Origin of the sequence: Bacillus amyloliquefaciens DSM 7 = ATCC 23350, assembly GCF_000196735.1 — a bacterium.
In the GTDB taxonomy this organism is placed as follows: Bacteria; Bacillota; Bacilli; order Bacillales; family Bacillaceae; genus Bacillus; species Bacillus amyloliquefaciens.
In genome coordinates this window covers 2357571-2382634 of the sequence record NC_014551.1, presented here as the reverse complement: position 1 = coordinate 2382634, position 25064 = coordinate 2357571, and the positions used below count along the sequence as shown (strand labels likewise).

The following is a 25064-nucleotide window of genomic DNA, read 5'->3' as shown; positions in this document are numbered from 1 at the left end:
TTTCCTGCGGCGAATATCGTTCCGATCTGAATCACAACACTTAACAGAGCGCACACTGCCACAACTGTGTTGCTGTCCATAGAAGACACCCTCCTTTTTGTTAGGTTAATGTATCATATGACAGCTGTCTCTGTTTTGACAAAACCGTAATGCGGTGTTTCATATTTTTCAACAAAAAAGGGCGCTTTTTTAAGCGCCTTTACTTTTTTTTCAGCCGATGCAAAGCGATTTGAACGGCGATCGCGTCGTCCAGATAGCCGATCGGAAACATGTAATCCGGAATGACGTCCGTCGCCAAAATATAATACAGCAGCGCGCTCCCGAGAATCGCGCGGTCTTCAGCCGGTGTTGATTCATCCATATATTGATGATGCATGTTTTTCAAGTGATCAATAAAAGGGCCGACGCTTTCTTCGTTATCCATTTTCTTTTGAAACTCATCACAAATCAGGCGATGGCCCTGCTGGGTTTTGGCATATTGTTCATATCTGGTCAGCTCGCGTTCAATTTGCTCCCGGGAAAAAGGCTGATCAAACATCTCCGCCATATTCAGCATATCCTGAATCGCGTGCATCGGATCTTGCGGCGCAGCTTCTTTATCATGGCCGATGTCTATGCCTGACGCCTCAAGCAATTCCTCCAGCGGGGTGCGGAGGTGTTTTGAAAATTCCTGAAGATGCTTTAAATTGGCCTTCTGCTTGCCGTTTATAATCCGGGAGATGGTGGCCGTATCAATGTTGGTTAAGGCGCCGAGTTTTCTCATGGAGAGCGAGTGCTTATCAAGCAGTGATTTTAAAAGGGGGCCCAATGTATTATTTTCATTTTCTGCCAAGGGTGTCACCTCGTTTCCGCCGGAATGATGATAATCAGTCAATAATTTTTGCAGAAAAGGTACCTTTTCTGTACTGCTGAATAGGATAGTGTAGATTCAACAGCGCAACATGTTGAAAAGACATCAAAGAATGGGGAGAAAATAACATGGCTTGGTTATTGATTTTAGGTTTGGCAGTGTCCTCGAGCATTGATAATTTAGGAGTGGGGATGTCATACGGCATCAGAAAGATCAAAATATCGCACGCGTCAAATATGATGATCGCTTTTATCTGTTTTTTATTCAGTTATATCGGGATTTATTTCGGCAAATGGATTTCAGCCGTTCTGCCTGGTTTTTTTCCCGTCTTGCTGGCGGCTTTTATCTTATCTGTCATCGGCATCCGCATCATCCTGCTGGCTGTGCCGAGAAAAAAAGAAAATTCAGCGCGTGCTGATGTGTCATCAAGAAAAAAAGGCCGTTTTGCCGGTCTGTTACAAAACCCGGAGACAGCAGATGCTGACGGTTCGGGAGAAATCGGTATATTGGAATCCATGGTCCTCGGAGTGGCCGTATCCGCAAATGCGCTGACTAACGGATTAAGCGCAGGTCTGATCGGGCTTTCTCCCGCCGCAATTTCCATCACTGCGGCGTTCGGAAGTTTTCTGACCATATGGCTCGGCTGCTTGCTTGGAAAAAAAGCTTCGTCATTGCGCATCGGATCTTTCCATGTCGGACAGTTCAGCACGGTGCTGAGCGGAGTGATTATTCTCATCATTGCCGTCAATACGCTGCTCTTTTAAGTTGTCCCGTTCATTTTATGAAAAACTCAAAATAAATATGAACAATTCTATTCGGGAGAGCGCATGATGAGGCTCTCTTTTTTTGATGACCTGATATTTTATCAAAATGAATAGAAAGTCGTCCGTTTCCGTTAAATTCTGCATATCCGCTCTTCAGACAGAACCTTTTTCATAGACGGATCAGCTCGTTTTCTTTCTAAGTTCAGGTAATCAGCGGGTCAGAAATCCTTCATTCCAAATATGGAAAAGCACTGGAGGAACGAAGGCGCCCTTTACAAATCGCCCATTCTGTTCAAAGATAAAGCCGAATGAGAAAACGTGAGGTGATCTGTGTGAAGTCTGTCATATCTGTCATACTTCTGATCTTCACCGCATGGCTGTTATCAGGCTGCGAGTATACCGCAGAGGCGGATTCGGCGCCGTCATTTACACAGGAAGGAACATTCATAAAAGCGTCCGGAAACGATACGATCGCGGTGAAAATTGACGGAGAGCGGCAAGAGGTGAAGGTGCCTTTTTCTAAGCGGTTTGAATGTCAGTCTCTGCCTGAACATACGGCGGTGCAAATCACCTATAAAAAAGAGAGCAACGGACAATTACGGCTTGAAAAACTGAAAAGAGAAACAGATATGTAAAGAACGGGGAGGAAAACACGTGGGTTTACTGACAAAAAGCGCTGCAGCATTCGGTGCCGCTCTGCTTCTTCTTGCACCGTCCGCTTATGCAGCTGAATCTGTGCAAGGAAAAACCATTTATATCGATGCCGGGCATGGCGGAGAAGACAGCGGGGCCGGCGGAAATGGACTGCTGGAGAAAAATATCAATTTAGCGGTGTCAAACAAGGTGATCGCCAAATTGGAGGCAGAAGGCGCAAAACCTGTTGCTTCAAGAACGGATGATACTTTTTTAAGTTTGGACGAGCGGGTGGCGAAAGCAAGCGCCAGCCAATCCGATTTATTCGTCAGCCTCCATACGAATTCAGCCGTATCAACGGCATCGGGCACAGAGACGTATTTTAATTCAACATATGAAGGAGCAGACAGTGAGAGGCTTGCTTCTGACATTCAACAGCAGCTTGTCTCGTCTTTAGAGATGAGGGACAGAGGTGTAAAAGAAGCCCCTTTTTATGTCATTACATATTCAAAAATGCCGAGTGTGCTGGCTGAATTAGGCTTTATCACAAATTCTCAAGATGCGGACAAGCTGAAAAACGAGAGTGGACAAGAGCATGCCGCAGACGCTGTTGTAAACGGAATCGAAACCTATTACAGCGGGCAATAATTATAAAATATATGTAAATAGCGCCCTCCTTATGTGCATAACGATTATAATAGAGAAAACCGATGACAAACACCTGAGGTGACACATATGACGACTATTTTTGCCCACCGGGGGGCGTCGGGCGACTATCCCGAAAATACGATGCTCGCGTTCACGAAAGCGATTGAGGCCGGAGCTGACGGAATCGAACTTGACGTACAAATGACAAAAGACGGCCGAATCGTGGTTATTCACGACGAAACCCTTGACCGTACGACGTCTTTGAAAGGATTTGTGAAAGATACGGCGTATGAGAAAATCAGAACCGCAGATGCCGCCGGCAAATGGAAAGATTCGTTTAAAGGAGTCAGAATTCCGCTTTTGTCAGACGTGCTGCGTTTTGCGGAGCGTGCTGATTTTCTGATCAATATTGAGCTGAAAAACAGCGTGTTCCGTTACGAGGGAATGGAAGAAGAAGTGATCAAAAAAGTCAGGTATTACGGACTGGAACAGCGCGTTATTTTTTCTTCATTTAATCATGAGAGCCTCGCGCTTTGCCACGCCCTGGCACCTGAGATAGAACGGGCGGTGCTGACGATGGATGTGCTTTACCGGCCTGAACGGTATCTTGCTTCAATTCCAGCTTCTGGTTATCATCCGAAGCTCGGCACGCCGGCGGTCAGCGCTGAAGTGATCAAACATCTTGCAAAACACCAAGCGGCGCTCCGTCCGTTCACCGTCAATCGGCCGGAAGATATGAAGCAGCTGATAAAAGCGGGAGCAGACGCATTTTTTACCGATTATCCAAAGCTGGCTCTTTCAATAAAAGAAGAATGCTGCAACTAGAGGACTGTTCAGACAGTCCTCTTTTTTTATGGGCAGAAACAGCACGGGGCGATCATAACTTGGTCAGCCGGTTCATATATTGGAACAGGGCGTTTTGTGTAAGCGTTATCTTTTATCTTATTGAAAGTGAGGCAAAAGTGTGGGAAAAACGGTTATCGTCAGTGCGGCTAGAACGCCGTTCGGAAAATTCGGCGGGGCATTAAAAGAGGTAAAAGCAGCCGAGCTTGGCGGCATTGCCATAAAAGAAGCAATCAAGCGCGCCGGCATCAGTGAAAGTGAAGCAGAAGGTGCGGTGATGGGAATGGTCGTCCAGGCGGGCGCGGGGCAGATTCCGGCGCGGCAGGCTGCGAGGCATGCCGGGCTTCCATGGTCCGTTCCGGCTGAAACCATTAATAAGGTCTGTGCATCGGGGCTCAGAGCCGTTACCATCTGTGATCAAATCATCCGGGCGAAAGATGCGGACGTGCTGATTGCAGGCGGTATGGAAAGCATGAGCAACATTCCGTACGCCATTCCGGCCGGCCGCTGGGGTGTGAGGATGGGAGACGGGGTTTTTCAGGATTTAATGGTTCATGACGGGCTGACCTGTGCGTTTGATCAGGTGCATATGGCTGTCCACGGAAGCTCTGCGGCCAAAAAGTACGGCATTTCCCGAGATGAACAGGATCATTACGCTCTTTTAAGCCAGAAACGCGCGGCTGAGGCAGCTGAGACGGGTAAATTGCATGAAGAAATCGTCCCCGTCACCTGGACCGGCAAAAAGGGCAAACAGCATACTGTTGCAGCAGATGAGGGGCTGCGTCCGGATACAAGCCTTGACCAGCTCGCAAAGCTCAAACCTATTTTTACAGCCGACGGAACGGTCACCGCCGGAAACGCTCCCGGTGTAAATGACGGCGCCGGAGCATTTGTGCTGATGTCGGAGGAAAAAGCCGCGAAGCAGCATGTCAGACCGCTCGCTGCGATACTTGGTTTTGCGTCTGTCGGACTGGAAGCGTCCGAGCTTGCAAGCGCGCCGGGAGAAGCCATCAGCCGGCTCTTGAAAAAAACCGGTTTGTCCGTTGACGACATCGATTTGTTTGAAGTGAATGAAGCATTTGCGTCCGTCGTCCTCGTGAGCGAAAAAATAGCCGGGTTCAGCCGGGAGAAAGTGAATGTTAACGGGGGGGCAATTGCGTTCGGCCATCCGATCGGCGCAAGCGGAGCCAGAATCATCATGAGTTTGATATACGAATTAAAGCGGCGCGGCGGAGGTTTAGGCATAGCGGCAATATGCAGCGGAGCGGCTCAAGGAGACGCCGTCCTGCTGGAGGTGTACTGATATAACGAAGGGAGCGTCAGATGAAGATGAAAACAATCATGGTCGCAGGTGCCGGACAGATGGGAGCCGGCATCGCACAGACAGCTGCCGAAGCTGGGTTTACCGTCATGTTATACGACTGGGAGCCGGAAATGGTGACAAAAGGCCTTCGCCGCATCAAAACAAATCTGGAGAAAGATCAGGCGAAAGGACGAAAGACACAGCATGAAACAGATGCCGTTTTCAGCCGCATTTCCCCGGCAGAATTAACGGACGCGGGAAATGCTGATTTTGTAATAGAAGCGATTGCCGAAAACAAAAAAGCAAAGGCCGAATTGCTCGGCACACTCGATAAACTGTGTCCCCCTCATACCGTATTGGCAAGCAATACGTCTTCTCTTCCCATTACGGAGCTTGCCGCTGTCACCAAAAGGCCTGAAAAAGTAATCGGCATGCATTTTATGAATCCGGTTCCCGTCATGGAGCTTGTCGAAGTCATCAGGGGGCTTGCCACGTCGGAAGAAACATCGGAAACAGTAAAGAAGCTTGCCGTTCAGATGAAAAAATACCTGTTGAAGTCAATGACTTTCCAGGCTTTATATCTAATCGCATATTAATGCCGATGATTAACGAGGCCGTTTATTGCCTTTACGAAGGTGCGGCCTCAAAGGAAGCGATTGACGATGTGATGAAGCTCGGCATGCGTCATCCGATGGGGCCTTTAACATTAGCCGATTTCATCGGATTGGATACGTGCCTTTCCATTATGGAGGTTCTCTATTCGGGACTCGGAGATTCGAAATATCGTCCATGCCCTCTGCTCAGAAAATATGTCAGCGCCGGCTGGCTCGGCAAAAAAAGCGGGCGCGGTTTTTATGAGTACAACAGATGACATAAAAATCATGAGGGGGAGGCGGCAGCCGTGCATTTTACAGAAGAGCACATCATGATGAGAAAAATGGTGCGTGATTTTGCGCGCAAGGAAGTCGCGCCGATGGTTGAGATCATGGAAACAACCGATGAATTTCCGGACCGGCTGATTAAAAAAATGGGGGAAGCGGGGTTAATGGGGATTCCCGTCCCGGAAGCTTATGGCGGAGCGGGCGCTGATATAACATCTTATATTTTAGCGATTCATGAAATATCAAAAGTAAGCGCGGCTGTCGGCGTTATTTTATCCGTCCACACATCGGTAGGGACAAACCCGATTTTGCATTTCGGGACAGAAGCCCAAAAACAAATGTACATTCCAAAGCTGGCAGCGGGCGAATATGTAGGGGCGTTTGCACTTACTGAGCCTCAATCCGGATCTGATGCGGGAGGCCTGAAAACAACGGCCGTGAGAAAAGGCGGTTCCTATATTCTGAACGGTTCAAAAATCTTTATTACAAACGGCGGAGCGGCAGATCTGTATCTGACATTTGCCTTAACCGACCCGGCTAAAGGGAGGAAGGGGATATCCGCTTTTATCGTTGAAAAAAACACACCCGGCTTTTCTATCGGAAAAAAAGAAAAAAAGCTCGGACTGTTAGGTTCCAGCACTGTCGAATTGCAATTTGACCAAGCGGAAATTCCAATTGAGAACAGGCTCGGCGAAGAGGGCGAGGGTTTTTCAATCGCCATGAAAAACCTTGATGTCGGGCGGATCGGCATAGCGGCTCAGGCGCTCGGGATTATCGAAGCGGCGCTCGGCTGCTCTGTCGAGTACTCCAAAACCCGCAGCCAGTTCGGCAGGCCCATCGCCTCGAATCAGGCTGTTTCTTTTAAACTTTCTGACATGGCGACGAATGCGGAAGCTGCCAAGTTATTGGTCTATCATGCTGCTGATCTGTATCAGCGCGGGCTTCCGTGCGGAAAAGAAGCATCAATGGCAAAGCAGTTCGCGTCTGATGCGGCGATGAAAGCGGCGGTTGAGGCTGTGCAGATTCACGGCGGCTACGGCTATATGAAAGAGTATCCTGCGGAGCGTTTATTTCGGGATGCGAAGGTCACGCAAATCTATGAAGGCACCAATGAGATTCAAAGGCTGATTATTTCTAAGTATCTTCTTCAATAAAATGTGCGAAAAGGAGCGAAATCATGGAATCTTATTCTCCCGGTTTAGATGGCGTTATTGCGGTGGAAACGGGAATTTCTTTTCTGGATACACAGCAGGGCAGTATTTTGATCAAAGGCCACGATCTGATTGAGCTTTCTAAAACGGCCGGCTATATGGACATTGTCCACCTCTTATTGGAAGACAGACTTCCTGATGCGAAAGAGAAGGCGGCGCTTGAAGAGGACGTCCGGCGCGGCGGATACCTTCCTGAGGAAATCTTGCACATCTGCCGTCTGCTGCCAGAACATACTCACCCGATGGACGGACTGAGGACGGGTTTGTCCGCGCTTGGAGGCTTTGACAAGGACATTGATGACCGCACCTCATCTGTGAATCAGCACCGTGTCCGCGGGCTGATAGGCAAAATGCCGAATCTTACCGTCAACAGCTATCGTGTCATAAACGGGCTGGAGCCTTTAGCGCCTGTCGGGACCTTATCGTACAGCGCAAACTTTTTATATATGATTACCGGAAAAACCCCGTCATCCTTGGAAGAAGAAATATTCGACCGGTCGCTTCTTTTATACAGTGAGCATGAATTGCCGAACTCAACGTTTACGGCCCGCGTCATTGCTTCGACACAATCGGATATATACGGCGCTCTGACCGGAGCCGTCGCCTCATTGAAGGGAAACCTTCACGGTGGAGCGAACGAAGCGGTTATGTACATGCTTGAAGAAGCGAAAGATACAGACGGGTTTATACAATTGTTAACTCAAAAACTCGCAAACAAAGAAAAAATCATGGGCTTCGGTCACCGCGTCTACATGAAAAAAATGGACCCGAGGGCGCTCATGATGAAAGAAGCATTGAAAAAGCTGTCTGATCTTTCGGGTGATTTCCGTCTTTATAACATGTGTGAAGCCGGTGAAACCGTCATGCGGGAGAAAAAAGGCCTTTACCCGAATTTAGATTACTACGCAGCGCCGGTCTATTACATGCTCGGCATTCCGATTCCGCTGTACACGCCTATATTCTTCAGCGCACGGACGGTCGGCCTATGCGCGCACGTCATTGAACAGCACAGCCGAAACCGGCTTTTCCGCCCGCGTGTCCGCTATACCGGAGCGCGTCTGTAAACAGATGAGAAAGGAAGATGAAAATATGACAGAAACCCGCCGAATGGACGCCGTGATCGAAGAGATTTCTGATTATGTGCTCCATCAAGAGATTGACAGTTCAGAAGCTTTCACTACGGCAGGACATGTGCTTCTTGATACGATAGGCTGCGGAATTCTGGCGCTCAGCTATCCCGAATGTACAAAGCTGCTCGGCCCGATTGTTCCGGGAACCTCCGTGCCGAACGGAAGCAGAGTCCCCGGCACGCCTTTTGTTTTAGACCCCGTCACGGCCGCTTTTAATATCGGATGTATCAACAGATGGCTCGATTATAATGATACGTGGCTTGCGGCGGAATGGGGTCATCCGTCTGACAATCTCGGAGGCATTTTGGCCTGTGCGGACTATATTTCCAGAGTAAGGGTGTCTGAAGGGAAAGAACCGTTTACCGTGCGCGATGTGCTTCGCGCAATGATCAAAGCGCACGAAATCCAAGGTATTCTCGCTTTGGAAAACAGTTTAAACAGAGTCGGACTGGACCATGTGCTGTTTGTGAAAGTGGCGACTGCGGCTGTTTGCACGCAAATGCTGGGCGGTTCAAAAGAGGAAATCAGCAACGCCGTATCACACGCCTGGATTGACAATTCAAGCCTCAGAACGTACCGGCATGCGCCGAACACCGGATCGCGCAAATCATGGGCGGCCGGTGATGCGACGAGCAGAGGCGTGTATTTGGCCCTCATGGCGCTGAAAGGTGAAATGGGATACCCGACGGTGCTGACCGCACCGGGATGGGGATTTCAAGATGTATTATTTAATCAGGAGGAAATGAAGCTTGCCCGCCCGCTTGGTTCCTATGTTATGGAGAATGTTTTGTTTAAAGTATCCTATCCGGCTGAATTCCACGCCCAAACAGCTGCGGAATGCGCGGTCCAACTCCATCCTGAGGTGAAAGACCGCATCGGGGAAATCGACAGAATCACGATTTTGACGCATGAGTCAGCCATCCGGATTATTGATAAAAAAGGCCCGCTTCACAATCCGGCTGACCGGGATCATTGCCTGCAGTACATTACGGCAATCGGGCTGCTTTTCGGAGATATTACGGCAGACCATTATGAAGAGGAAACGGCCTCTGACCCGAGAATTGATACATTGCGGAGCAAAATGGAGGTGACGGAACATAAAGCGTACTCAAAAGATTACTTAGACCCGCATAAGCGATCCATCTCAAATGCCGTGCAGGTGCATTTTACAGACGGCACAGCTACGGAACGGATTGAATGTGAATACCCGCTCGGGCACCGATTCCGCAGAAAAGAAGCCGTTCCGAATATTCTTGCCAAGTTTTCAGCAAACGTCAGCACTCATTTTTCACTGAAGCAGCAGCATAAAATAGAAGAAGCCTGCAAACATAGCGGACGGATGCAGCAGCTCAGCGTTATTGAATTTATGGACTTATTTCTCGTATAAAGTAGGAGGGTGACAAACATGACGTGGATCGTCAGCAGGCAGTCGTCTCAAGAGGAGCTTGCAGAGCGGTTCCGTACGCAGATGACAGCGCCGGAGCTATTGCAGATCCCCGGCGCTCACGATGCGATGGCTGCTCTTATCGCCAAGAAAACGGGGTTTTCGGCTCTTTATTTGTCAGGCGCGGCTTACACGGCGAGCAGAGGGCTTCCCGATTTAGGCATCATCACGTCGGCGGAAATGGCTGAACGTGTTAAAGACCTGGTCCGTGCATCTGACCTGCCTGTCCTTGTGGATATTGATACGGGTTTCGGAGGAGTGCTGAATGCCGCCCGGACGGCGAAAGAAATGTATGAAGCGCGCGCAGCCGCCGTCCAAATGGAGGACCAGCGCCTGCCGAAAAAATGCGGGCATCTGAATGGGAAGCAGCTCGTGCCGATCGAAGAAATGGCGCAGAAAATCCAAGCGGTCAAGCAGGCAGCGCCGACTCTTCTCGTTGTTGCGAGGACAGACGCCAGACAGCAGGAAGGGCTGGAGGGCGCATTAAAACGAGCGGCCGCTTATATAAAAGCGGGTGCTGACGCCATTTTCCCGGAAGCGCTCCAATCAGAAAGTGAATTCAGAGCGTTTTCCAAACAAATCAGTGTGCCGATTCTCGCAAATATGACTGAATTCGGAAAAACGCCGTATTACAGCGCTGAAGAATTCTCCGGCATGGGCTGTCAGATGGTCATTTACCCTGTCACGTCTCTCAGGACGGCGGCCAAGGCTTTTGAGCGTATTTTCCGCCTTATAAAAGAAGAAGGCTCGCAAAAAGAGGGGCTTTCGGATATGCAGACGAGAAAAGAATTATATGAAACGATCGCTTACCATGACTATGAGGAACTTGATCAATCCATTGCAAAAACGATACTGCCGGATGACTGAAAAAAACCCTTTTTTGCAAGGGCTTTTTTTTACAGCTTTTTTTTCCTGAACCGCGGGCTGACTTGATTGCGTTTCCGATCTCGGTACAGAATAAATCCGGCCAGAATATAAAGACCGAACAAAAAAAACGCCAGTCCGGCCGCTCCCTGAAGAAAAAGGGACGGAAACGGGGCAAACGTATGCCCGAATAATGCATCTCTCATCAGCTTAATGCCGAGCGCCGCAACAGCGCCGGGGAGGACCAGGATCAAAAGCGCAACAAGCCGGCTCATATTCAGAAAACCCCTTTTCGATATGATTTCCTTTATTGTCCAATCGAAAAAATATTTTGTCAAGAGATGAAAACATGGTAACATAGGGGTTGTGCAAATTATTGCAACGGAAAATACAGGTGTGCAAATTTTTTCATACAAAGGGGTATCGGGATGCAGAAGGTGCTGATTATAGGTGCTGGTAAAGGAGGCACGGCGCTCTTACAGATTTTGATGAAAACAAAATTGATCCGGATTATTGCGGTGGTTGACCAAGATCCGGAGGCGCAAGGGCTGCAAGAAGCCCGGAGATATGGAATTGCAACCTCATCAGATTGGAAACCTTACATAACCGAAGATATAGATATTATCATCCATACAACAGGTGACAAAGCGGTCATGGATGAACTGCTCCATGAGAAAAAAGAACAAACCATCGTCATGCCGGGGAAATTGGCGTACATGGTGTTTCAGCTGATGGAGGAAAAGCAGCAGCTTATTCAAATGCTGAAGTCACAGACGTATAAGCATGACCGGATTTTTAATTCAACCCACGATGGCATGATTTTTATAGACGTCAACGAAACGATCATTTTATTTAATCAGATGGCTGAAAAAATGGTCGGCCAAAAACGGGAGCATGTCATCGGCCGCCAAATTAAAGATGTCGTGCCGAACACAAAACTGCCGCGGATTCTGGAGACGAGAGAGCCGGAATATAACCAGAAGCAGCTTCTCGGAAAGCACCTGCAGATTGTCACGACAAGACTGCCGATCATTGATGAAGGCGGAAAGCTTCTCGGTGCGTTATGCGTGTTTAAAGACATCACGGACGCAGTTGAGCTGGCAGAAGAGGTAACGAACTTAAAACAAATCCGCACCATGCTTGAAGCGATTATTCAATCGTCAGACGAAGCCATTTCCGTCGTTGATGAAAACGGCATCGGAATGTTAATCAACAAAGCGTATACAAAAATGACCGGGCTGTCAGAAAGCGAAGTCATCGGAAAACCCGCCTCCACCGATATCTCAGAAGGAGAAAGCATGCACCTGAAAGTATTGGGGACAAGGCGGCCTGTACGGGGCGTAAGAATGAAAGTCGGCCCCAATAAAAAGGATGTCATCGTGAATGTTGCGCCGGTTATTGTGGACGGCATTTTAAAAGGCAGCGTCGGAGTCATTCACGATGTGTCAGAAATTAAAACACTGACTGCTGAATTGAACCGGGCGCGGCAGATCATCCGCACGCTTGAAGCGAAATACACGTTTGACGACATTATCGGCACGAGTGAACAAATGCTGGTCGCCCTTGAACAGGCGAAGCTCGGGGCGAAAACGCCGGCGACGATTCTGCTGCGGGGAGAATCCGGCACCGGAAAAGAACTTTTCGCCCACGCCATCCATAACGAAAGCGACAGAAAATACAATAAGTTCATTCGGGTTAATTGTGCGGCCCTGTCTGAATCCCTGCTGGAATCCGAGCTTTTCGGCTATGAGGAAGGCGCGTTTACGGGCGCGAGGCGCGGGGGCAAAAAAGGGCTTTTTGAAGAAGCGAATAACGGCAGCATTTTCTTAGATGAAATCGGAGAGCTGACCCAAAGCACCCAGGCGAAGCTGCTCAGGGTTCTGCAGGAAAAAGAAATTACCAGAGTCGGCGGTGCTAAAGCGATTTCTGTCAATGTCAGAATTATCGCAGCGACAAACGTCAATATCGAAAAGGCCATGGCGGAAGGAACGTTCCGGGAAGACCTGTATTACCGGATTAACCGCTATCCGATCTCAATCCCGCCGCTTCGGCAGCGCAAAGAGGATATTGAAGCGCTGAGCATTCGGCTCATCGAAAAAATCAATCAGGATTACGGCCGCAACGTAAAGGGGCTCGCGCCGAACGCGCTGCGTGCTTTATCAGCCTACAGCTGGCCGGGAAACGTCCGAGAGCTCGAAAATGTTCTCGGCCGGGCGATGATATTTTTAGAGCCGCACATGGAGCGGATAGAACAGCAGCATCTGCCTGTTTTTGAAACAGAGCTGAGTGAAAAAAGCGGCGCCCGAAGTGATTTTCCGGATGTGGAAGGAGAAAAACTCTCTCAGGCCGTTGAAAAATTTGAAGCGCACGTCATTCAAAAAACGCTTGAAAAGCATAAATTCAACCGAACCAAAACGGCAAAAGCGCTTGGCGTCAGCATTCGGAATCTGTACTACAAAATGGACAAGTACGGCCTTGCAAATGACGGCATGCAATAAATTGCAGAGAAAGCGCAAACAGCTGCATGTTTTCTTGAAAAAAGGCCGGAATAACCCTCCCGAACATTTGGCACGGAACTTGCATTGATAAAAGCGGATTCGAACAAGGAAGGTGGTACAAAATGAAGCTGAGAGACTTAGTTGAAAAAGCCGCGGCAAAAAACGCAAAAACCATTGCAGTGGCCCACGCAGCAGATAAAGAAGTAATCCAGGCTGTCAAAATGGCGGCAGAGCACTTGTCGGCACGATTTTTACTGACGGGTGACAGCGAAAAGCTGAAAGAGCTTCTGGCAAATGAGCCGAAGTTCAATGCTGACATTATCCACGCCGATTCACCCGAAGAATCTGCGGCAAAAGCAGTGCGCGCAGTACGCGAACAAGAGGCGGATATTTTAATGAAAGGGAATCTGCCGAGCTCAACTCTTCTGAAGTCGGTTTTAAACCGCCAGGAAGGGCTGCGTTCTAAAAGTGTGTTATCACATGTAGCCGTTTTTGAGGTGCCGGACTATGACCGGCTGATGTATGTGACTGATTCAGCGCTGAACATCGCCCCGTCTCTTGAAGAGCTCCGGCATATTCTGCAAAATGCGGTTCATGTCGCGCATTCAGTAGGGAACCCTATGCCGAAAGCCGCAGTCCTTGCGGCTATTGAAACGGTTAATCCGAAAATGGAGGCGACGCTGAACGCGGCTGCGATCGTCCAAATGTGCAATAGAGGCCAGATTACAGGCTGTATCGCGGACGGACCGCTTGCTTTGGATAATGCCGTATCTCAAGCTGCAGCACTGCAAAAAGGGATTTCCGGAAGCGTAGCGGGCCAGGCGGATATTCTCTTGGTTCCTTCAATAGAGGCTGGAAATATGCTTTATAAGTCAATGATTTATTTTGCGAAAGCAAATGTTGCTGCCGTCATCGCGGGTGCGAAGGCGCCGATTGCATTAACGAGCAGAGCGGATACCGCAGAAAATAAACTGTATTCAATTGCGCTTGCGATTTGCGCATCACAAGAACAGTAGGAGGAACGTACCTATGGAAATTTTTAAATATATGGAAACTTATGATTACGAACAATTGGTATTCTGCCAAGATGAACAGTCAGGCTTAAAAGCGATCATCGCGATTCATGATACAACGCTCGGCCCTGCACTCGGCGGAACGAGAATGTGGACATATGACAGTGAAGAAGCGGCAATTGAAGATGCATTAAGACTTGCAAAAGGCATGACTTATAAAAATGCGGCTGCCGGTTTAAACTTAGGCGGCGGGAAAACCGTTATTATCGGGGACCCGCGCAAAGATAAGAATGAAGAAATGTTCCGCGCATTCGGCCGGTACATTCAAGGCTTAAACGGAAGATACATTACGGCGGAAGACGTCGGCACAACCGTTGAAGATATGGATATTATTCATGATGAAACAGACTATGTAACAGGGATTTCTCCGGCATTCGGTTCATCAGGAAACCCATCTCCGGTTACGGCATACGGTGTCTACAAAGGGATGAAAGCTGCTGCTAAAGCGGCGTTTGGCACTGATTCGCTGGAAGGAAAAACAATTGCCGTGCAAGGTGTGGGAAATGTGGCTTACAATCTTTGCCGCCATCTTCACGAAGAAGGTGCTTCTTTAATCGTGACGGATATCAATAAAGAATCTGTTAAACGTGCCGTTGAAGACTTCGGGGCCCGTGCCGTTGATCCGGACGACATTTACTCACAGGCGTGCGATATTTATGCTCCGTGTGCCCTCGGTGCCGTCATTAACGATGACACGATTAAACAGCTGAAGGCGAAAGTTATTGCGGGGGCGGCCAATAACCAGCTGAAAGAAACACGTCATGGTGATACCATTCATGAAATGGGAATCGTGTACGCGCCGGATTATGTCATCAATGCCGGCGGTGTCATCAATGTAGCTGATGAGCTTTACGGCTATAATGCTGAGCGGGCTTTGAAAAAGGTTGAAGGCATCTATGCAAATATTGAACGGGTGCTCGATATTTCTGCGCGTGACGGCATTCCGACTTACTTAGCGGCTGACCGTCTGGCTGAAGAGCGAATTGAGCGCATGCGCCGTTCAAGAAGCCAGTTTCTGCAAAACGGCCAAAGTGTATTAAGCAGACGATAGGAATTTGATCTGGAGGTATGAAAATGTTCGAACAGGAAAAACGCATTCTCATTCTGAATCCAGGCTCAACATCAACGAAAATCGGTGTCTTTCACAATGAACGCTGTATCTTTGAAAAGACGCTGCGGCACCCCGAAGAAGAGCTGAAAACATTTAACAGCATTATCGACCAATACGAATTTCGAAAAATAAGCATACTTGAGTCTCTGCACGAACAGGGCATCAACATTTCAAAGTTTGATGCCGTTTGTGCCAGAGGCGGCCTGCTCAGACCGATTGAGGGCGGCACATATGAAGTGAATGACGCCATGATCACTGATTTGAAAAACGGGTACAATGGCCAGCATGCTTCGAATCTGGGCGGGATTATTGCCAGGGAAATAGCTGACGGACTTAATATCCCGGCGTATATCGTCGATCCTGTCGTGGTGGATGAGATGACACCCCTTGCTAAAGTATCTGGAATGCCTGAAATCAAGCGGAAAAGCATTTTCCACGCTTTAAACCAAAAAGCCGTTGCCCGTACGGCGGCGGCGTCTCTCGGCAAGCGGTATGAACAGATGAAGATGATCGTCACTCATATGGGCGGCGGCATCACAGTCGGCGTTCATGACTGCGGACGGGTGACTGATGTCAACAATGGGCTTCACGGAGAAGGGCCATTCAGTCCGGAACGTGCGGGAACCGTTCCGGCGGGTGATCTGGTGGAGATGTGTTTTTCCGGCAAGTATTCAAAAGCCGATATGATGAAAAAACTTGTCGGCACGGGCGGACTCTCCGGCTACCTGGGAACAACGGACGCGGTGAAAGTGGAAAAACGCATTCAGGACGGAGATGAAAATGCGCGGCTCATTTATGACGCCATGGCTTATCAGATAGCGAAAGAAATCGGGGCGGCTAGCGCCGTTTTAAAAGGAAAAGTAGACATTATCGTCCTGACAGGCGGATTGGCGTACGGGAAAGATTTCGTTTCCGCCATCAGATCGTACATAGATTGGATTTCGGATGTACTGGTGTATCCGGGAGAAAATGAACTGCAATCACTTGCGCAAGGCGCGCTTCGGGTTTTAGCCGGTGAGGAGCAGGCGAAACAATATCAGATCGGCGAAGGAGTGAAAACAAATGGCGACTGAGTATGATGTGGTCATTCTGGGCGGCGGCACGGGCGGTTATGTTGCCGCCATCAGAGCGGCCCAGCTTGGCTTAAAAACGGCCGTTGTAGAAAAAGAACAACTCGGGGGAACATGCCTTCATAAAGGATGTATTCCGAGTAAAGCGCTGTTAAGAAGCGCAGAAGTGTATCGGACCGCAAAGGAAGCGGCAGCATTCGGCATTGAAACGGAAGGTGTCTCTCTCCGTTTTGACAGCGTGCAAAAACGAAAGCAGGGAATCGTTGACCGGCTGGCCGGAGGTGTCGCCCATCTGATGAAAAAGGGGAAGATTGATGTATTCAACGGGTACGGACGTATGCTCGGCCCTTCCATCTTCTCACCTCTTCCGGGTACCATTTCCGTCGAATACGCAAATGGTGAAGAAAACGACATGCTGATACCGAAACAATTAATTATCGCAACCGGTTCAAGGCCGAAAATGCTTCCAGGTTTAGAAGCAGACGGTACTTATATTCTGACGTCAGATGAAGCGCTGCAGCTTGAACGTCTGCCTCAATCCATGATAATCGTCGGCGGCGGTGTCATCGGTATTGAATGGGCATCCATGCTGAATGATTTCGGCGTCAATATCACTGTAATTGAATACGCGGACCGCATTTTGCCGACTGAAGACCGTGATATTTCAAGCGAAATGGAAAAACTGTTAACGAAAAAAGGAATTAAGATCGTAACGGGTGCGAAAGTGCTTCCGGATACATTGGAAAAAGCGGACGGCGTTTCAATTGAAGCTGAAAAGAATGGAGAAAGCGAAACGTATCACGCGGAACAAATGCTTGTTTCCATCGGCCGCCAGCCGAATATTGAAGGAATCGGGCTCGAAAATACGGACATTGCTTTGGAAAACGGTTCTATCCTCGTAAACGAATCCGGACAGACGAAGGAATCGCATATTTATGCGATCGGTGATGTCGTCGGCGGGCTGCAGCTTGCACATGTGGCCTCCCGTGAAGGTATCATTGCGGTTGAGCATATGGCGGGTCTTAATCCGGCTCCGCTTGATGCCGCCCTTGTGCCGAAATGCATTTATTCAAATCCGGAAGCGGCGAGTGTCGGTATGACAGAAGAAGAAGCCGCCGGAAAAGGCCATGAACTTAAGATCGGGAAGTTTCCGTTCATGGCGATCGGAAAGGCTCTTGTATACGGAGAAAGCGACGGCTTTGTCAAAATCGTCGCCGACCGGAATACAGATGATATTCTCGGTGTTCATATGATCGGTCCGCACGTCACCGATATGATTTCTGAAGCGGGGCTTGCCAAGGTGCTCGATGCGACGCCGTGGGAAATCGGTCAGTCCATACACCCGCATCCGTCGCTTTCAGAGGCGATTGGAGAAGCTGCGTTAGCCGCAGACGGAAACGCGATTCATTTTTAAAAGGAAAGAAGGAGGGGTTTGAATGACTACAAACCGCCATCAAGCATTAGGGCTTTCTGACGCGGAAGCCGTTGAAATGTACAGAACCATGCTGTTAGCCAGAAAAATCGACGAAAGAATGTGGCTGTTAAACCGCTCGGGCAAAATTCCGTTCGTTATTTCATGTCAAGGGCAGGAAGCGGCTCAAGTAGGCGCGGCTTATGCTTTAAACCGTGATACCGACTATGTGCTTCCGTACTACAGAGATATGGGGGTAGTGCTTGCATTCGGTATGACTGCAAAGGATTTGATGATGTCCGGTTTTGCGAAAGCGGCTGACCCGAATTCAGGCGGGAGGCAGATGCCGGGCCACTTCGGGCAAAAGAAAAACAGAATCGTAACGGGCTCATCCCCTGTGACGACGCAGGTGCCTCACGCGGTCGGAATCGCGCTTGCGGGACGCATGGATAAAAAGGATATCGTCTCTTTCGTTACCTTTGGAGAAGGATCTTCCAACCAGGGAGATTTTCACGAAGGGGCAAACTTTGCCGCCGTGCATAAACTGCCGGTCATTTTCATGTGTGAAAACAATAAGTATGCCATCTCTGTCCCGTATGACAGACAGGTGGCCTGCGAGAATATTTCCGACCGGGCGGTAGGCTACGGCATGCCGGGAGTCACTGTTGACGGAAACGACCTGCTGGAAGTTTATCAGGCTGTGAAAGAAGCGCGCGAACGGGCGTCTAAAGGCGAAGGCCCTACATTAATAGAAACGGTTTCCTACCGTTTGACGCCGCATTCCAGTGATGACGACGACAGCAGCTACAGAGAACGTAAAGAAGTAGAAGAAGCAAAGAAACAAGATCCGCTTCTCATATACAAAGCATACCTGCAAGAAGCCGGGCTTCTCGGCGAAGAAGAAGAAAAGGCCATGCTGGATGACATCATGGCCATCGTAAACGAAGCGACAGACGAAGCGGAGAAAGCGCCATACGCATCTCCTGAATCAACGCTTGATCACGTTTATGCGAAGTAGGGAGGAATACTTATACTTATGTCTGTAATGTCTTATATTGACAGTATTAATGCAGCAATGAAAGAAGAAATGGAAAGAGATCCGCGCGTTTTTGTTCTCGGGGAAGACGTCGGGAGAAAAGGCGGCGTGTTTAAAGCCACGGCAGGTCTTTATGAGCAGTTCGGAGAAGAGCGGGTTATGGATACGCCGCTTGCGGAATCAGCGATTGCCGGTGTCGGTATCGGCGCCGCGATGTACGGCATGCGTCCGATCGCGGAGATGCAATTTGCCGATTTCATTCTTCCTGCGGTCAATCAAATCATTTCAGAAGCGGCAAAAATCCGCTACCGTTCAAACAATGATTGGAGCTGTCCGATGGTCATCAGAGCGCCATACGGAGGCGGCGTGCATGGCGCATTGTATCACTCCCAATCTGTTGAGGCCATTTTTGCCAACCAGCCGGGACTTAAAATTGTCATGCCTTCAACTCCTTATGACGCAAAAGGGCTGTTAAAAGCTGCAGTTCGTGATGATGACCCCGTGCTGTTTTTCGAGCATAAGCGGGCATACCGCCTGATTAAAGGCGAAGTCCCTGCCGATGATTATGTCCTTCCGATCGGTAAGGCCGATGTAAAACGCGAAGGCAGCGACATTACTGTCATTACGTACGGATTATGCGTTCATTTCGCTCTGCAGGCTGCCGAGCGTCTTGAAAAAGACGGAATTTCCGCGCACGTATTAGACTTGCGTACGGTCTATCCGTTAGATAAAGAAGCCATCATTGAAGCCGCGTCTAAAACGGGAAAAGTTTTGCTGATCACAGAAGATACGAAAGAAGGCAGCATTATGAGCGAAGTCGCCGCCATTATTTCTGAGAACTGCTTATTTGATTTAGACGCGCCGATCAAGCGGCTTGCAGGTCCTGATGTTCCGGCGATGCCTTATGCGCCGACGATGGAAAAATACTTCATGATGAATCCTGACAAAGCAGAAGCCGCAATGAGAGAATTAGCGGAGTTTTAAAGACGTAAGGAGGTTTTTGACATGGCGATTGAACAAATGGCGATGCCGCAGCTCGGAGAGAGTGTAACAGAAGGGACGATCAGCAAATGGCTGGTATCCCCCGGTGATCATGTGAATAAATACGACCCCATCGCCGAGGTCATGACAGATAAAGTGAATGCGGAGGTGCCGTCTTCTTTTACGGGCACGATTACAGAACTTGTAGGAGAAGAAGGGCAGACTCTTGCGGTCGGCGAGATAATCTGCAAAATTGAAACAGAAAAAACGGAAACCCAAGAAGCGCCGAAGCGGGAAGAAGAGCAAAGCACACCTGCAAATAACCCTTCACACGGAGCGGGCAAAGACCGGTCAAATAAAGCGCGTTATTCGCCGGCCGTGCTCAGATTAGCGGGAGAACACGGCATTCAGCTTGAACAAGTTGAAGGAACGGGTGCAGGCGGAAGAATTACACGGAAAGACATTCAAAAGATCATTGATTCGGGCATGCAGCAGAAGACGGAAACGCCGAAAGCGGCTGCCGTTCAAGCCCCGCAAGAGCCGAAACAGCAGCAAAAACAAGCACCGGCGCCAGCTCTGTCAGCCGGTGATATTGAAATTCCGGTTACAGGCGTCAGAAAAGCCATCGCAGCCAATATGCATAAAAGCAAAACAGAAATTCCGCATGCCTGGACGATGATGGAAGTCGACGTCACAAACATGACGGCATACAGAAACAGCATAAAAGACTCGTTTAAACAGAAAGAAGGCTTCAATTTAACATTTTTTGCTTTCTTTGTGAAAGCGGCGGCGCAGGCTCTCAAAGAATTCCCGCAGATGAACAGCATGTGGGCGGGAGACAAAATCGTCCAAAAGAAAGACATTAATATCTCCATTGCCGTTGCCACAGAAGATTCGCTTTTTGTTCCGGTTATTAAGCATGCTGATGAAAAAACGATTAAAGGCATAGCCAGAGAAATAACAGACCTTGCGAAAAAAGTGAGAGACGGAAAACTTACCGCCGATGATATGCAGGGCGGCACATTTACCGTCAATAACACGGGATCTTTCGGCTCGGTTCAGTCTATGGGCATTATCAACCATCCGCAGGCGGCGATTCTTCAGGTAGAATCAATTGTCAAACGTCCGGTTGTCATGAATAACGGGATGATTGCCGTGCGTGACATGGTTAATCTTTGCCTGTCTTTGGATCACAGAGTGCTCGACGGGCTTGTGTGCGGCCGTTTCCTCGGACGCGTCAAAGAGATCTTAGAAAACATTGACGAAAATACTTCAGTCTATTAAAAAAAACTCCTTTTGCCCGGGTGGCAAAGGGAGTTTTTTCAGTTTCATTCTGAATCTTCGGGAACAAGCATAGTGAGATGATGTTTTTTCACTTCGATCGTGCAAGGTGTCTTTCCGTATACCTCGCCATCCGTATCGGCGTCCATCTCGCGTCCGGTTTCGATTTCAATTCTGGAGGCTTGAATATAGGACAGCTCCCCTTTGAAATCATCAAATGTACCCTGTTCCATTGTCATCAGCTCCCGCAATGCTCCAAGGCTTGTGTTGCGGCAGATTAACACATCGGCTAAGCCGTCCTGAAGGTTTGCATCAGGCAGGGGAACTCTGTTTGTCCCGATGTAATGCCCGTTCATGACAAGCACCATAACGGCTTCATCTTCTTTCACCTCGCCGTCGATCGTCAATTTGACGGGAAAAGGGTTCGCGCTTGTCATCGTCCGCAAGGCGCTCGTGAAGTAGCTGATTTTTCCGAGCCATGCTTTTTCTGTTTCATTGATATGGCTGGAGGCTTCAGTGATCAGCCCGATGCCCCAGAAGTTCAGAAAATAGCCGTCATCCGATTTACAGACGTCAATCATCCGTTTATGCCCAGCCGCGAGCGCTTCAGCGGCCTTTTGAAGGTTTTGCGGAATGCCGAGCGCCCGTGAGAAATCATTGCACGTTCCTCCCGGCAAAATGCCGACAGCGGGTCTGTGATCAAGCTTGCTGATGCTGTTGATGCATTGATGCACCGTACCGTCTCCCCCTAAAATATATAAATGGTCAACCGAGCTGTCGAGATTTTCACAAAACCGACGGGCATCATCCTGATGTTTGGTCGGTTTAATCAAAAGCTCATCAGCTGACTGGGCCAAAATGGGGACGACCGTGCCGAGCGTTTTATCAATCTGTTTCTGACCGGCGTTACCGTTATAAATTAATACTGCTTTCCGTTGGCTCATACGACTGCTCCTTTATTTCAGACAATCTCCTTAACAAGTTTCCCGTTTTTAAAAGGTCATAAACTTAAATAGAGGAACATAAAAGGGACAAAAAACATTCGGATATGAGCGGTGTCATTTGCCGATAGGGCAGGTTCCTTGCTATCATAAGAATAGATGATCAAAAAGGAGAGGTCCCAGTTGAATATGGATTTTAATTTATTTATGAATGATGTCGTGCGTCAAGCCCGCCAGGAAATCACGGCCGCCGGGTATACGGAGCTGAAAACCGCTGAGGAAGTGGACGAAGCGCTTTCGAAAAAAGGAACGACACTTGTCATGGTCAACTCTGTGTGCGGATGCGCAGGCGGAATTGCAAGACCTGCGGCGTACCATTCCGTGCATTACGATAAACGCCCCGATCAGCTTGTGACAGTATTTGCCGGACAGGACAAAGAAGCGACAGCCAAAGCGAGAGAATACTTTGAAGGCTATCCGCCGTCCTCTCCGTCATTTGCGATTTTAAAAGACGGGAAAATCATGAAAATGGTGGAACGCCATGAAATTGAAGGACATGAGCCTATGGCCGTCGTCACAAAACTGCAGGAAGCATTTGAAGAATATTGTGAAGAAGTATAAGTGAAAGGAAAACCCCGGAGCCGAGCGCTTGCGGGGTTTTTTTATATTGGGTTTGTATAAATATAAATTATTTATGCACCGGCGTTCAGTTGTCACTCATTCGGGAATCAACGACTATAATAAACGCAGATAAGGAAATATATTTTTCGAAAATAGTATTGCATAACTATTAAAAAGTGTTTAAAATACAGATTAACGAATAAATATTCAATTTTAAGAGATAAGCAGATATGGAGGAAAATAATCATGAAGAAATGGCTGTTGGTATTGGTTGCCGCATGTATCACCTTTGCGCTGTCCGCCTGCGGATCAGGCAATTCAGGCTCAGAGGGCGGAAAGAACAAATTGATTATGGGTACATCGGCTGATTATAAACCATTTGAATATAAAGACGGCGATCAGATCGTCGGGTTTGACGTTGATTTGGCAAAAGCTCTGGGCAAAAAGACCGGCTATGACGTTGAGGTGCAGGATATGGACTTCAACAGCCTGATCACAGCCCTGAAGTCTAAGCAGGTTGATATGATTTTATCAGGAATGACACCTACGCCGGAACGGAAAAAGCAAGTGGATTTCTCCGGTATTTATTATACTGCTAACAATATGATCGTTACGAAAAAGGGAAGCAGCATTAAATCCCTGGATGATCTGAAAGGCAAAACCGTCGGTGTTCAGCTCGGCTCCATTCAAGAAGAAAAAGGCAAGAAACTTGCTTCGAAATACGGTTTCCAGCTTGAAGACCGCAACCGCATTTCAGACTTAACGGAAGAGATTAAATCCGGGCGTTTTGATGCCGCGATTATCGAAGACATCGTAGCACAAGGCTATTTCAGTTCAAATAATGATCTGCAGGGCTTTGCATCAGCAGATGCGAAATCAGACGAATCGGGTTCCGCGATTGCGTTCCGCAAAGACAGTGATCTGACAGCGAAGTTTAACAAAGCGCTGAAAGAAATGGAGAAAAACGGAGAAATCGAAAAACTGAAGAAGAAATGGTTCACCAACGAGAAATAAAAGAAAGCTCAACTTTTCGTTGAGCTTTTTATCTTGAATACAGGTAAAGGAGATCAAACGTATGAATTTGGATTTCTCAGCGACAATACCCCAAATTCCTTTTATATTGGAAGGCCTTGCCGTCACATTGAAAATTGTGCTCGTTTCAGCGGTCATCGGCCTTGTATTAGGCATCGTGCTCAGTTTGTTTAAAATCAGCACGATCAGTCCGCTGAAATGGATTGCGGATTTTTATACTTCGATATTCCGCGGCACGCCGCTCGTGTTGCAGCTGATGATTATTTATTTCGGGATGCCGCAGCTTCTCGGCTTTCAGATCGACCAATTTTGGGCGGCGGTCACCGCATTATCACTTAATTCAGCAGCTTACGTCTCTGAAATTATCAGAGCGGGAATCAACGCGATTGACAAAGGACAAAAAGAAGCGGCCGTCGCTCTCGGTGTGCCGTACGGAAAAATGATGAAACATCTGCTTCTGCCGCAGGCATTTAAAAACATTTCTCCGGCCATTATTAACGAATTAATCACCTTGACGAAAGAATCGGCGATCGTCACCGTAATCGGTCTCGGCGATATTATGAGACGGGCCTACCAGTCCGGTGCCGCAACATACAACTATTTAGAACCTCTCATTGTGGCCGGTTTCATCTATTACGTGCTCGTTTTGATCTTAGCATTCATCGGAAAAGGCGTAGAAAGGAAGCTGAAAGCCAATGATTAAGGTCGACAACCTGTCAAAATCATTCGGAAAACATGAAGTACTGAAAAACATTTCAACACAGATCGCAGAAGGGGAAGTCGTCGCTGTCATCGGACCTTCCGGCTCCGGCAAATCAACGTTTCTGCGCTGCTTAAATCTGCTGGAAACCCCGAGCGGCGGAACGATTGCCATTAAAGAAAAAGAAATCACCGGTGCTAAAACGAATAAACTGAAAGTGCGGGAAAATATCGGGATGGTATTTCAGCATTTTCATCTGTTTCCGCATAAAACGGTGCTTGAAAATATCATATATGCGCCGGTCAGCGTGAAGAAAGAGTCCAAAAAGGCGGCGGAGGAAAAGGCGTGCGCTCTCCTTGAAAAAGTCGGACTGCTTGAAAAACGGAACGACTATCCGAACCGTTTGTCAGGCGGGCAGAAGCAGCGTGTCGCCATCGCGCGTGCCCTTGCCATGAATCCTGACATCATGCTGTTTGACGAGCCGACCTCAGCTCTTGACCCGGAAATGGTCAAAGAAGTTCTTGAGGTTATGAAGGAGCTCGCTCAAACGGGCATGACGATGGTCATCGTCACGCACGAAATGGGATTTGCCAAAGAAGTCGCAGACCGCGTATTATTTATGGATGAAGGCACGATAGTGGAAGACGGGCAGCCGGAAGAATTTTTTCTTTCTCCGAAGTCAAAAAGAGCACAGGACTTTTTAGAAAAAATATTATAAAATATAACTGTAAGAAAAGA

At 48.4% G+C, this 25064-nt stretch carries 24 protein-coding genes and 1 pseudogene; 22 read left to right on the top strand and 3 right to left on the bottom strand.

Translation table 11 applies throughout. The features are described 5' to 3' along the window. Positions 1-199: 199 nt before the first annotated feature. Entirely contained in the window at positions 200-832 is a 633-nt protein-coding gene (locus BAMF_RS32225) for a helix-turn-helix domain-containing protein (protein ID WP_013352819.1), read from the bottom strand. Positions 833-978: 146 nt separating this feature from the next. Here BAMF_RS32225 and ytaF point away from each other — a divergent pair, with 146 nt between their 5' ends. The 10 genes and pseudogenes from ytaF to prpB all read left to right on the top strand — a co-directional run bounded on the left by ytaF (position 979) and on the right by prpB (position 10574). After that, positions 979-1614, top strand: a complete 636-nt coding sequence (gene ytaF, locus BAMF_RS32220) for a sporulation membrane protein YtaF (RefSeq protein ID WP_013352818.1) — start codon at positions 979-981, stop codon at positions 1612-1614. Positions 1615-1922: 308 nt separating this feature from the next. Beyond that, complete coding sequence (locus BAMF_RS32215) at positions 1923-2249, top strand: hypothetical protein (protein WP_038462916.1); 327 nt, start codon at positions 1923-1925, stop codon at positions 2247-2249. Between the two features lie 19 nt (positions 2250-2268). Next, complete coding sequence (locus BAMF_RS32210; protein WP_013352816.1) at positions 2269-2895, top strand: N-acetylmuramoyl-L-alanine amidase family protein; 627 nt, start codon at positions 2269-2271, stop codon at positions 2893-2895. A gap of 87 nt (positions 2896-2982) precedes the next feature. After that, complete coding sequence (locus BAMF_RS32205) at positions 2983-3720, top strand: glycerophosphodiester phosphodiesterase (RefSeq protein ID WP_013352815.1); 738 nt, start codon at positions 2983-2985, stop codon at positions 3718-3720. A gap of 139 nt (positions 3721-3859) precedes the next feature. Further along, complete coding sequence (locus BAMF_RS32200) at positions 3860-5041, top strand: acetyl-CoA C-acetyltransferase (RefSeq protein ID WP_013352814.1); 1182 nt, start codon at positions 3860-3862, stop codon at positions 5039-5041. A 20-nt stretch (positions 5042-5061) separates the two neighbouring features. After that, positions 5062-5912, top strand: a pseudogene (locus BAMF_RS32195) (3-hydroxybutyryl-CoA dehydrogenase). Between the two features lie 30 nt (positions 5913-5942). Continuing rightward, the gene (locus tag BAMF_RS32190; RefSeq protein WP_013352811.1) at positions 5943-7076 is read left to right on the top strand and encodes an acyl-CoA dehydrogenase; all 1134 of its coding nucleotides are present in this window, start codon (positions 5943-5945) and stop codon (positions 7074-7076) included. A 23-nt stretch (positions 7077-7099) separates the two neighbouring features. Then, positions 7100-8197: a citrate synthase gene (gene mmgD, locus BAMF_RS32185; RefSeq protein WP_013352810.1), complete on the top strand. Its 1098-nt coding sequence runs from the start codon at positions 7100-7102 to the stop codon at positions 8195-8197. Positions 8198-8222: 25 nt separating this feature from the next. Continuing rightward, the gene (locus BAMF_RS32180) at positions 8223-9650 is read left to right on the top strand and encodes a bifunctional 2-methylcitrate dehydratase/aconitate hydratase (RefSeq protein ID WP_013352809.1); all 1428 of its coding nucleotides are present in this window, start codon (positions 8223-8225) and stop codon (positions 9648-9650) included. A gap of 18 nt (positions 9651-9668) precedes the next feature. Continuing rightward, a complete protein-coding gene (gene prpB / locus BAMF_RS32175) occupies positions 9669-10574 on the top strand; it encodes a methylisocitrate lyase (protein WP_013352808.1) in 906 nt (301 codons plus the stop codon). A gap of 29 nt (positions 10575-10603) precedes the next feature. Here the strand turns inward: prpB and BAMF_RS32170 are convergent, their stop codons facing one another. Next, entirely contained in the window at positions 10604-10846 is a 243-nt protein-coding gene (locus BAMF_RS32170; protein WP_013352807.1) for a DUF2627 domain-containing protein, read from the bottom strand. A 153-nt stretch (positions 10847-10999) separates the two neighbouring features. On the opposite strand from BAMF_RS32170, the gene BAMF_RS32165 reads away from it, so the two are divergent. From BAMF_RS32165 to BAMF_RS32130, 8 genes are all read left to right on the top strand, one after another. Beyond that, on the top strand, positions 11000-13069 hold the full coding sequence (locus tag BAMF_RS32165; RefSeq protein WP_013352806.1) for a sigma-54 interaction domain-containing protein: 2070 nt from the start codon (positions 11000-11002) through the stop codon (positions 13067-13069). A 122-nt stretch (positions 13070-13191) separates the two neighbouring features. Continuing rightward, positions 13192-14085 carry a phosphate butyryltransferase gene (yqiS, locus tag BAMF_RS32160; protein WP_013352805.1) on the top strand — a complete coding sequence of 298 codons (894 nt, stop codon included), beginning with the start codon at positions 13192-13194 and terminating at the stop codon, positions 14083-14085. A 13-nt stretch (positions 14086-14098) separates the two neighbouring features. Next, positions 14099-15193 (top strand): branched-chain amino acid dehydrogenase, encoded by a 1095-nt coding sequence (bcd, locus tag BAMF_RS32155; protein WP_013352804.1) that lies wholly within the window; start codon positions 14099-14101, stop codon positions 15191-15193. Positions 15194-15210: 17 nt separating this feature from the next. Further along, positions 15211-16326 carry a butyrate kinase gene (gene buk, locus BAMF_RS32150; RefSeq protein WP_088030540.1) on the top strand — a complete coding sequence of 372 codons (1116 nt, stop codon included), beginning with the start codon at positions 15211-15213 and terminating at the stop codon, positions 16324-16326. After that, a complete protein-coding gene (gene lpdA / locus BAMF_RS32145) occupies positions 16316-17737 on the top strand; it encodes a dihydrolipoyl dehydrogenase (protein ID WP_013352802.1) in 1422 nt (473 codons plus the stop codon). The genes buk and lpdA overlap by 11 nt, the downstream gene beginning before the upstream one ends. Positions 17738-17759: 22 nt before the next feature. Next, entirely contained in the window at positions 17760-18752 is a 993-nt protein-coding gene (locus BAMF_RS32140; RefSeq protein ID WP_013352801.1) for a thiamine pyrophosphate-dependent dehydrogenase E1 component subunit alpha, read from the top strand. An 18-nt stretch (positions 18753-18770) separates the two neighbouring features. Continuing rightward, positions 18771-19754 (top strand): 3-methyl-2-oxobutanoate dehydrogenase subunit beta, encoded by a 984-nt coding sequence (gene bfmBAB, locus BAMF_RS32135; protein WP_013352800.1) that lies wholly within the window; start codon positions 18771-18773, stop codon positions 19752-19754. 21 nt (positions 19755-19775) lie between these two features. Beyond that, positions 19776-21035 (top strand): dihydrolipoamide acetyltransferase family protein, encoded by a 1260-nt coding sequence (locus BAMF_RS32130; protein WP_013352799.1) that lies wholly within the window; start codon positions 19776-19778, stop codon positions 21033-21035. A 44-nt stretch (positions 21036-21079) separates the two neighbouring features. Here BAMF_RS32130 and BAMF_RS32125 read toward each other — a convergent pair whose 3' ends face one another. Continuing rightward, a complete protein-coding gene (locus BAMF_RS32125) occupies positions 21080-21976 on the bottom strand; it encodes a YegS/Rv2252/BmrU family lipid kinase (RefSeq protein WP_013352798.1) in 897 nt (298 codons plus the stop codon). 180 nt (positions 21977-22156) lie between these two features. On the opposite strand from BAMF_RS32125, the gene brxB reads away from it, so the two are divergent. From brxB to BAMF_RS32105, 4 genes are all read left to right on the top strand, one after another. Next, the gene (gene brxB / locus BAMF_RS32120) at positions 22157-22594 is read left to right on the top strand and encodes a bacilliredoxin BrxB (protein ID WP_003153223.1); all 438 of its coding nucleotides are present in this window, start codon (positions 22157-22159) and stop codon (positions 22592-22594) included. A gap of 246 nt (positions 22595-22840) precedes the next feature. Further along, the gene (locus BAMF_RS32115; RefSeq protein ID WP_013352797.1) at positions 22841-23608 is read left to right on the top strand and encodes a transporter substrate-binding domain-containing protein; all 768 of its coding nucleotides are present in this window, start codon (positions 22841-22843) and stop codon (positions 23606-23608) included. A gap of 61 nt (positions 23609-23669) precedes the next feature. Further along, positions 23670-24329 carry an amino acid ABC transporter permease gene (locus BAMF_RS32110; protein WP_013352796.1) on the top strand — a complete coding sequence of 220 codons (660 nt, stop codon included), beginning with the start codon at positions 23670-23672 and terminating at the stop codon, positions 24327-24329. Next, positions 24322-25044, top strand: coding sequence for an amino acid ABC transporter ATP-binding protein (locus BAMF_RS32105; protein ID WP_013352795.1), 723 nt, complete (start codon positions 24322-24324; stop codon positions 25042-25044). The genes BAMF_RS32110 and BAMF_RS32105 overlap by 8 nt, the downstream gene beginning before the upstream one ends. Positions 25045-25064 lie beyond the last annotated feature (20 nt).

What these genes read in the sequence shown, in the direction of transcription:
- ytaF (WP_013352818.1), top strand. Translation starts at nt 979, where the DNA reads ATGGCTTGGTTATTGATTTTAGGTTTGGCAGTGTCCTCGAGCATTGAT.
- BAMF_RS32215 (WP_038462916.1), top strand. Translation starts at nt 1,923, where the DNA reads ATGAGAAAACGTGAGGTGATCTGTGTGAAGTCTGTCATATCTGTCATA.
- BAMF_RS32205 (WP_013352815.1), top strand. Translation starts at nt 2,983, where the DNA reads ATGACGACTATTTTTGCCCACCGGGGGGCGTCGGGCGACTATCCCGAA.
- mmgD (WP_013352810.1), top strand. Translation starts at nt 7,100, where the DNA reads ATGGAATCTTATTCTCCCGGTTTAGATGGCGTTATTGCGGTGGAAACG.
- BAMF_RS32180 (WP_013352809.1), top strand. Translation starts at nt 8,223, where the DNA reads ATGACAGAAACCCGCCGAATGGACGCCGTGATCGAAGAGATTTCTGAT.
- prpB (WP_013352808.1), top strand. Translation starts at nt 9,669, where the DNA reads ATGACGTGGATCGTCAGCAGGCAGTCGTCTCAAGAGGAGCTTGCAGAG.
- BAMF_RS32170 (WP_013352807.1), bottom strand. Translation starts at nt 10,846, where the DNA reads ATGAGCCGGCTTGTTGCGCTTTTGATCCTGGTCCTCCCCGGCGCTGTT.
- BAMF_RS32165 (WP_013352806.1), top strand. Translation starts at nt 11,000, where the DNA reads ATGCAGAAGGTGCTGATTATAGGTGCTGGTAAAGGAGGCACGGCGCTC.
- yqiS (WP_013352805.1), top strand. Translation starts at nt 13,192, where the DNA reads ATGAAGCTGAGAGACTTAGTTGAAAAAGCCGCGGCAAAAAACGCAAAA.
- bcd (WP_013352804.1), top strand. Translation starts at nt 14,099, where the DNA reads ATGGAAATTTTTAAATATATGGAAACTTATGATTACGAACAATTGGTA.
- buk (WP_088030540.1), top strand. Translation starts at nt 15,211, where the DNA reads ATGAAAATGTTCGAACAGGAAAAACGCATTCTCATTCTGAATCCAGGC.
- lpdA (WP_013352802.1), top strand. Translation starts at nt 16,316, where the DNA reads ATGGCGACTGAGTATGATGTGGTCATTCTGGGCGGCGGCACGGGCGGT.
- BAMF_RS32140 (WP_013352801.1), top strand. Translation starts at nt 17,760, where the DNA reads ATGACTACAAACCGCCATCAAGCATTAGGGCTTTCTGACGCGGAAGCC.
- bfmBAB (WP_013352800.1), top strand. Translation starts at nt 18,771, where the DNA reads ATGTCTGTAATGTCTTATATTGACAGTATTAATGCAGCAATGAAAGAA.
- BAMF_RS32130 (WP_013352799.1), top strand. Translation starts at nt 19,776, where the DNA reads ATGGCGATTGAACAAATGGCGATGCCGCAGCTCGGAGAGAGTGTAACA.
- BAMF_RS32125 (WP_013352798.1), bottom strand. Translation starts at nt 21,976, where the DNA reads ATGAGCCAACGGAAAGCAGTATTAATTTATAACGGTAACGCCGGTCAG.
- BAMF_RS32115 (WP_013352797.1), top strand. Translation starts at nt 22,841, where the DNA reads ATGAAGAAATGGCTGTTGGTATTGGTTGCCGCATGTATCACCTTTGCG.
- BAMF_RS32110 (WP_013352796.1), top strand. Translation starts at nt 23,670, where the DNA reads ATGAATTTGGATTTCTCAGCGACAATACCCCAAATTCCTTTTATATTG.
- BAMF_RS32105 (WP_013352795.1), top strand. Translation starts at nt 24,322, where the DNA reads ATGATTAAGGTCGACAACCTGTCAAAATCATTCGGAAAACATGAAGTA.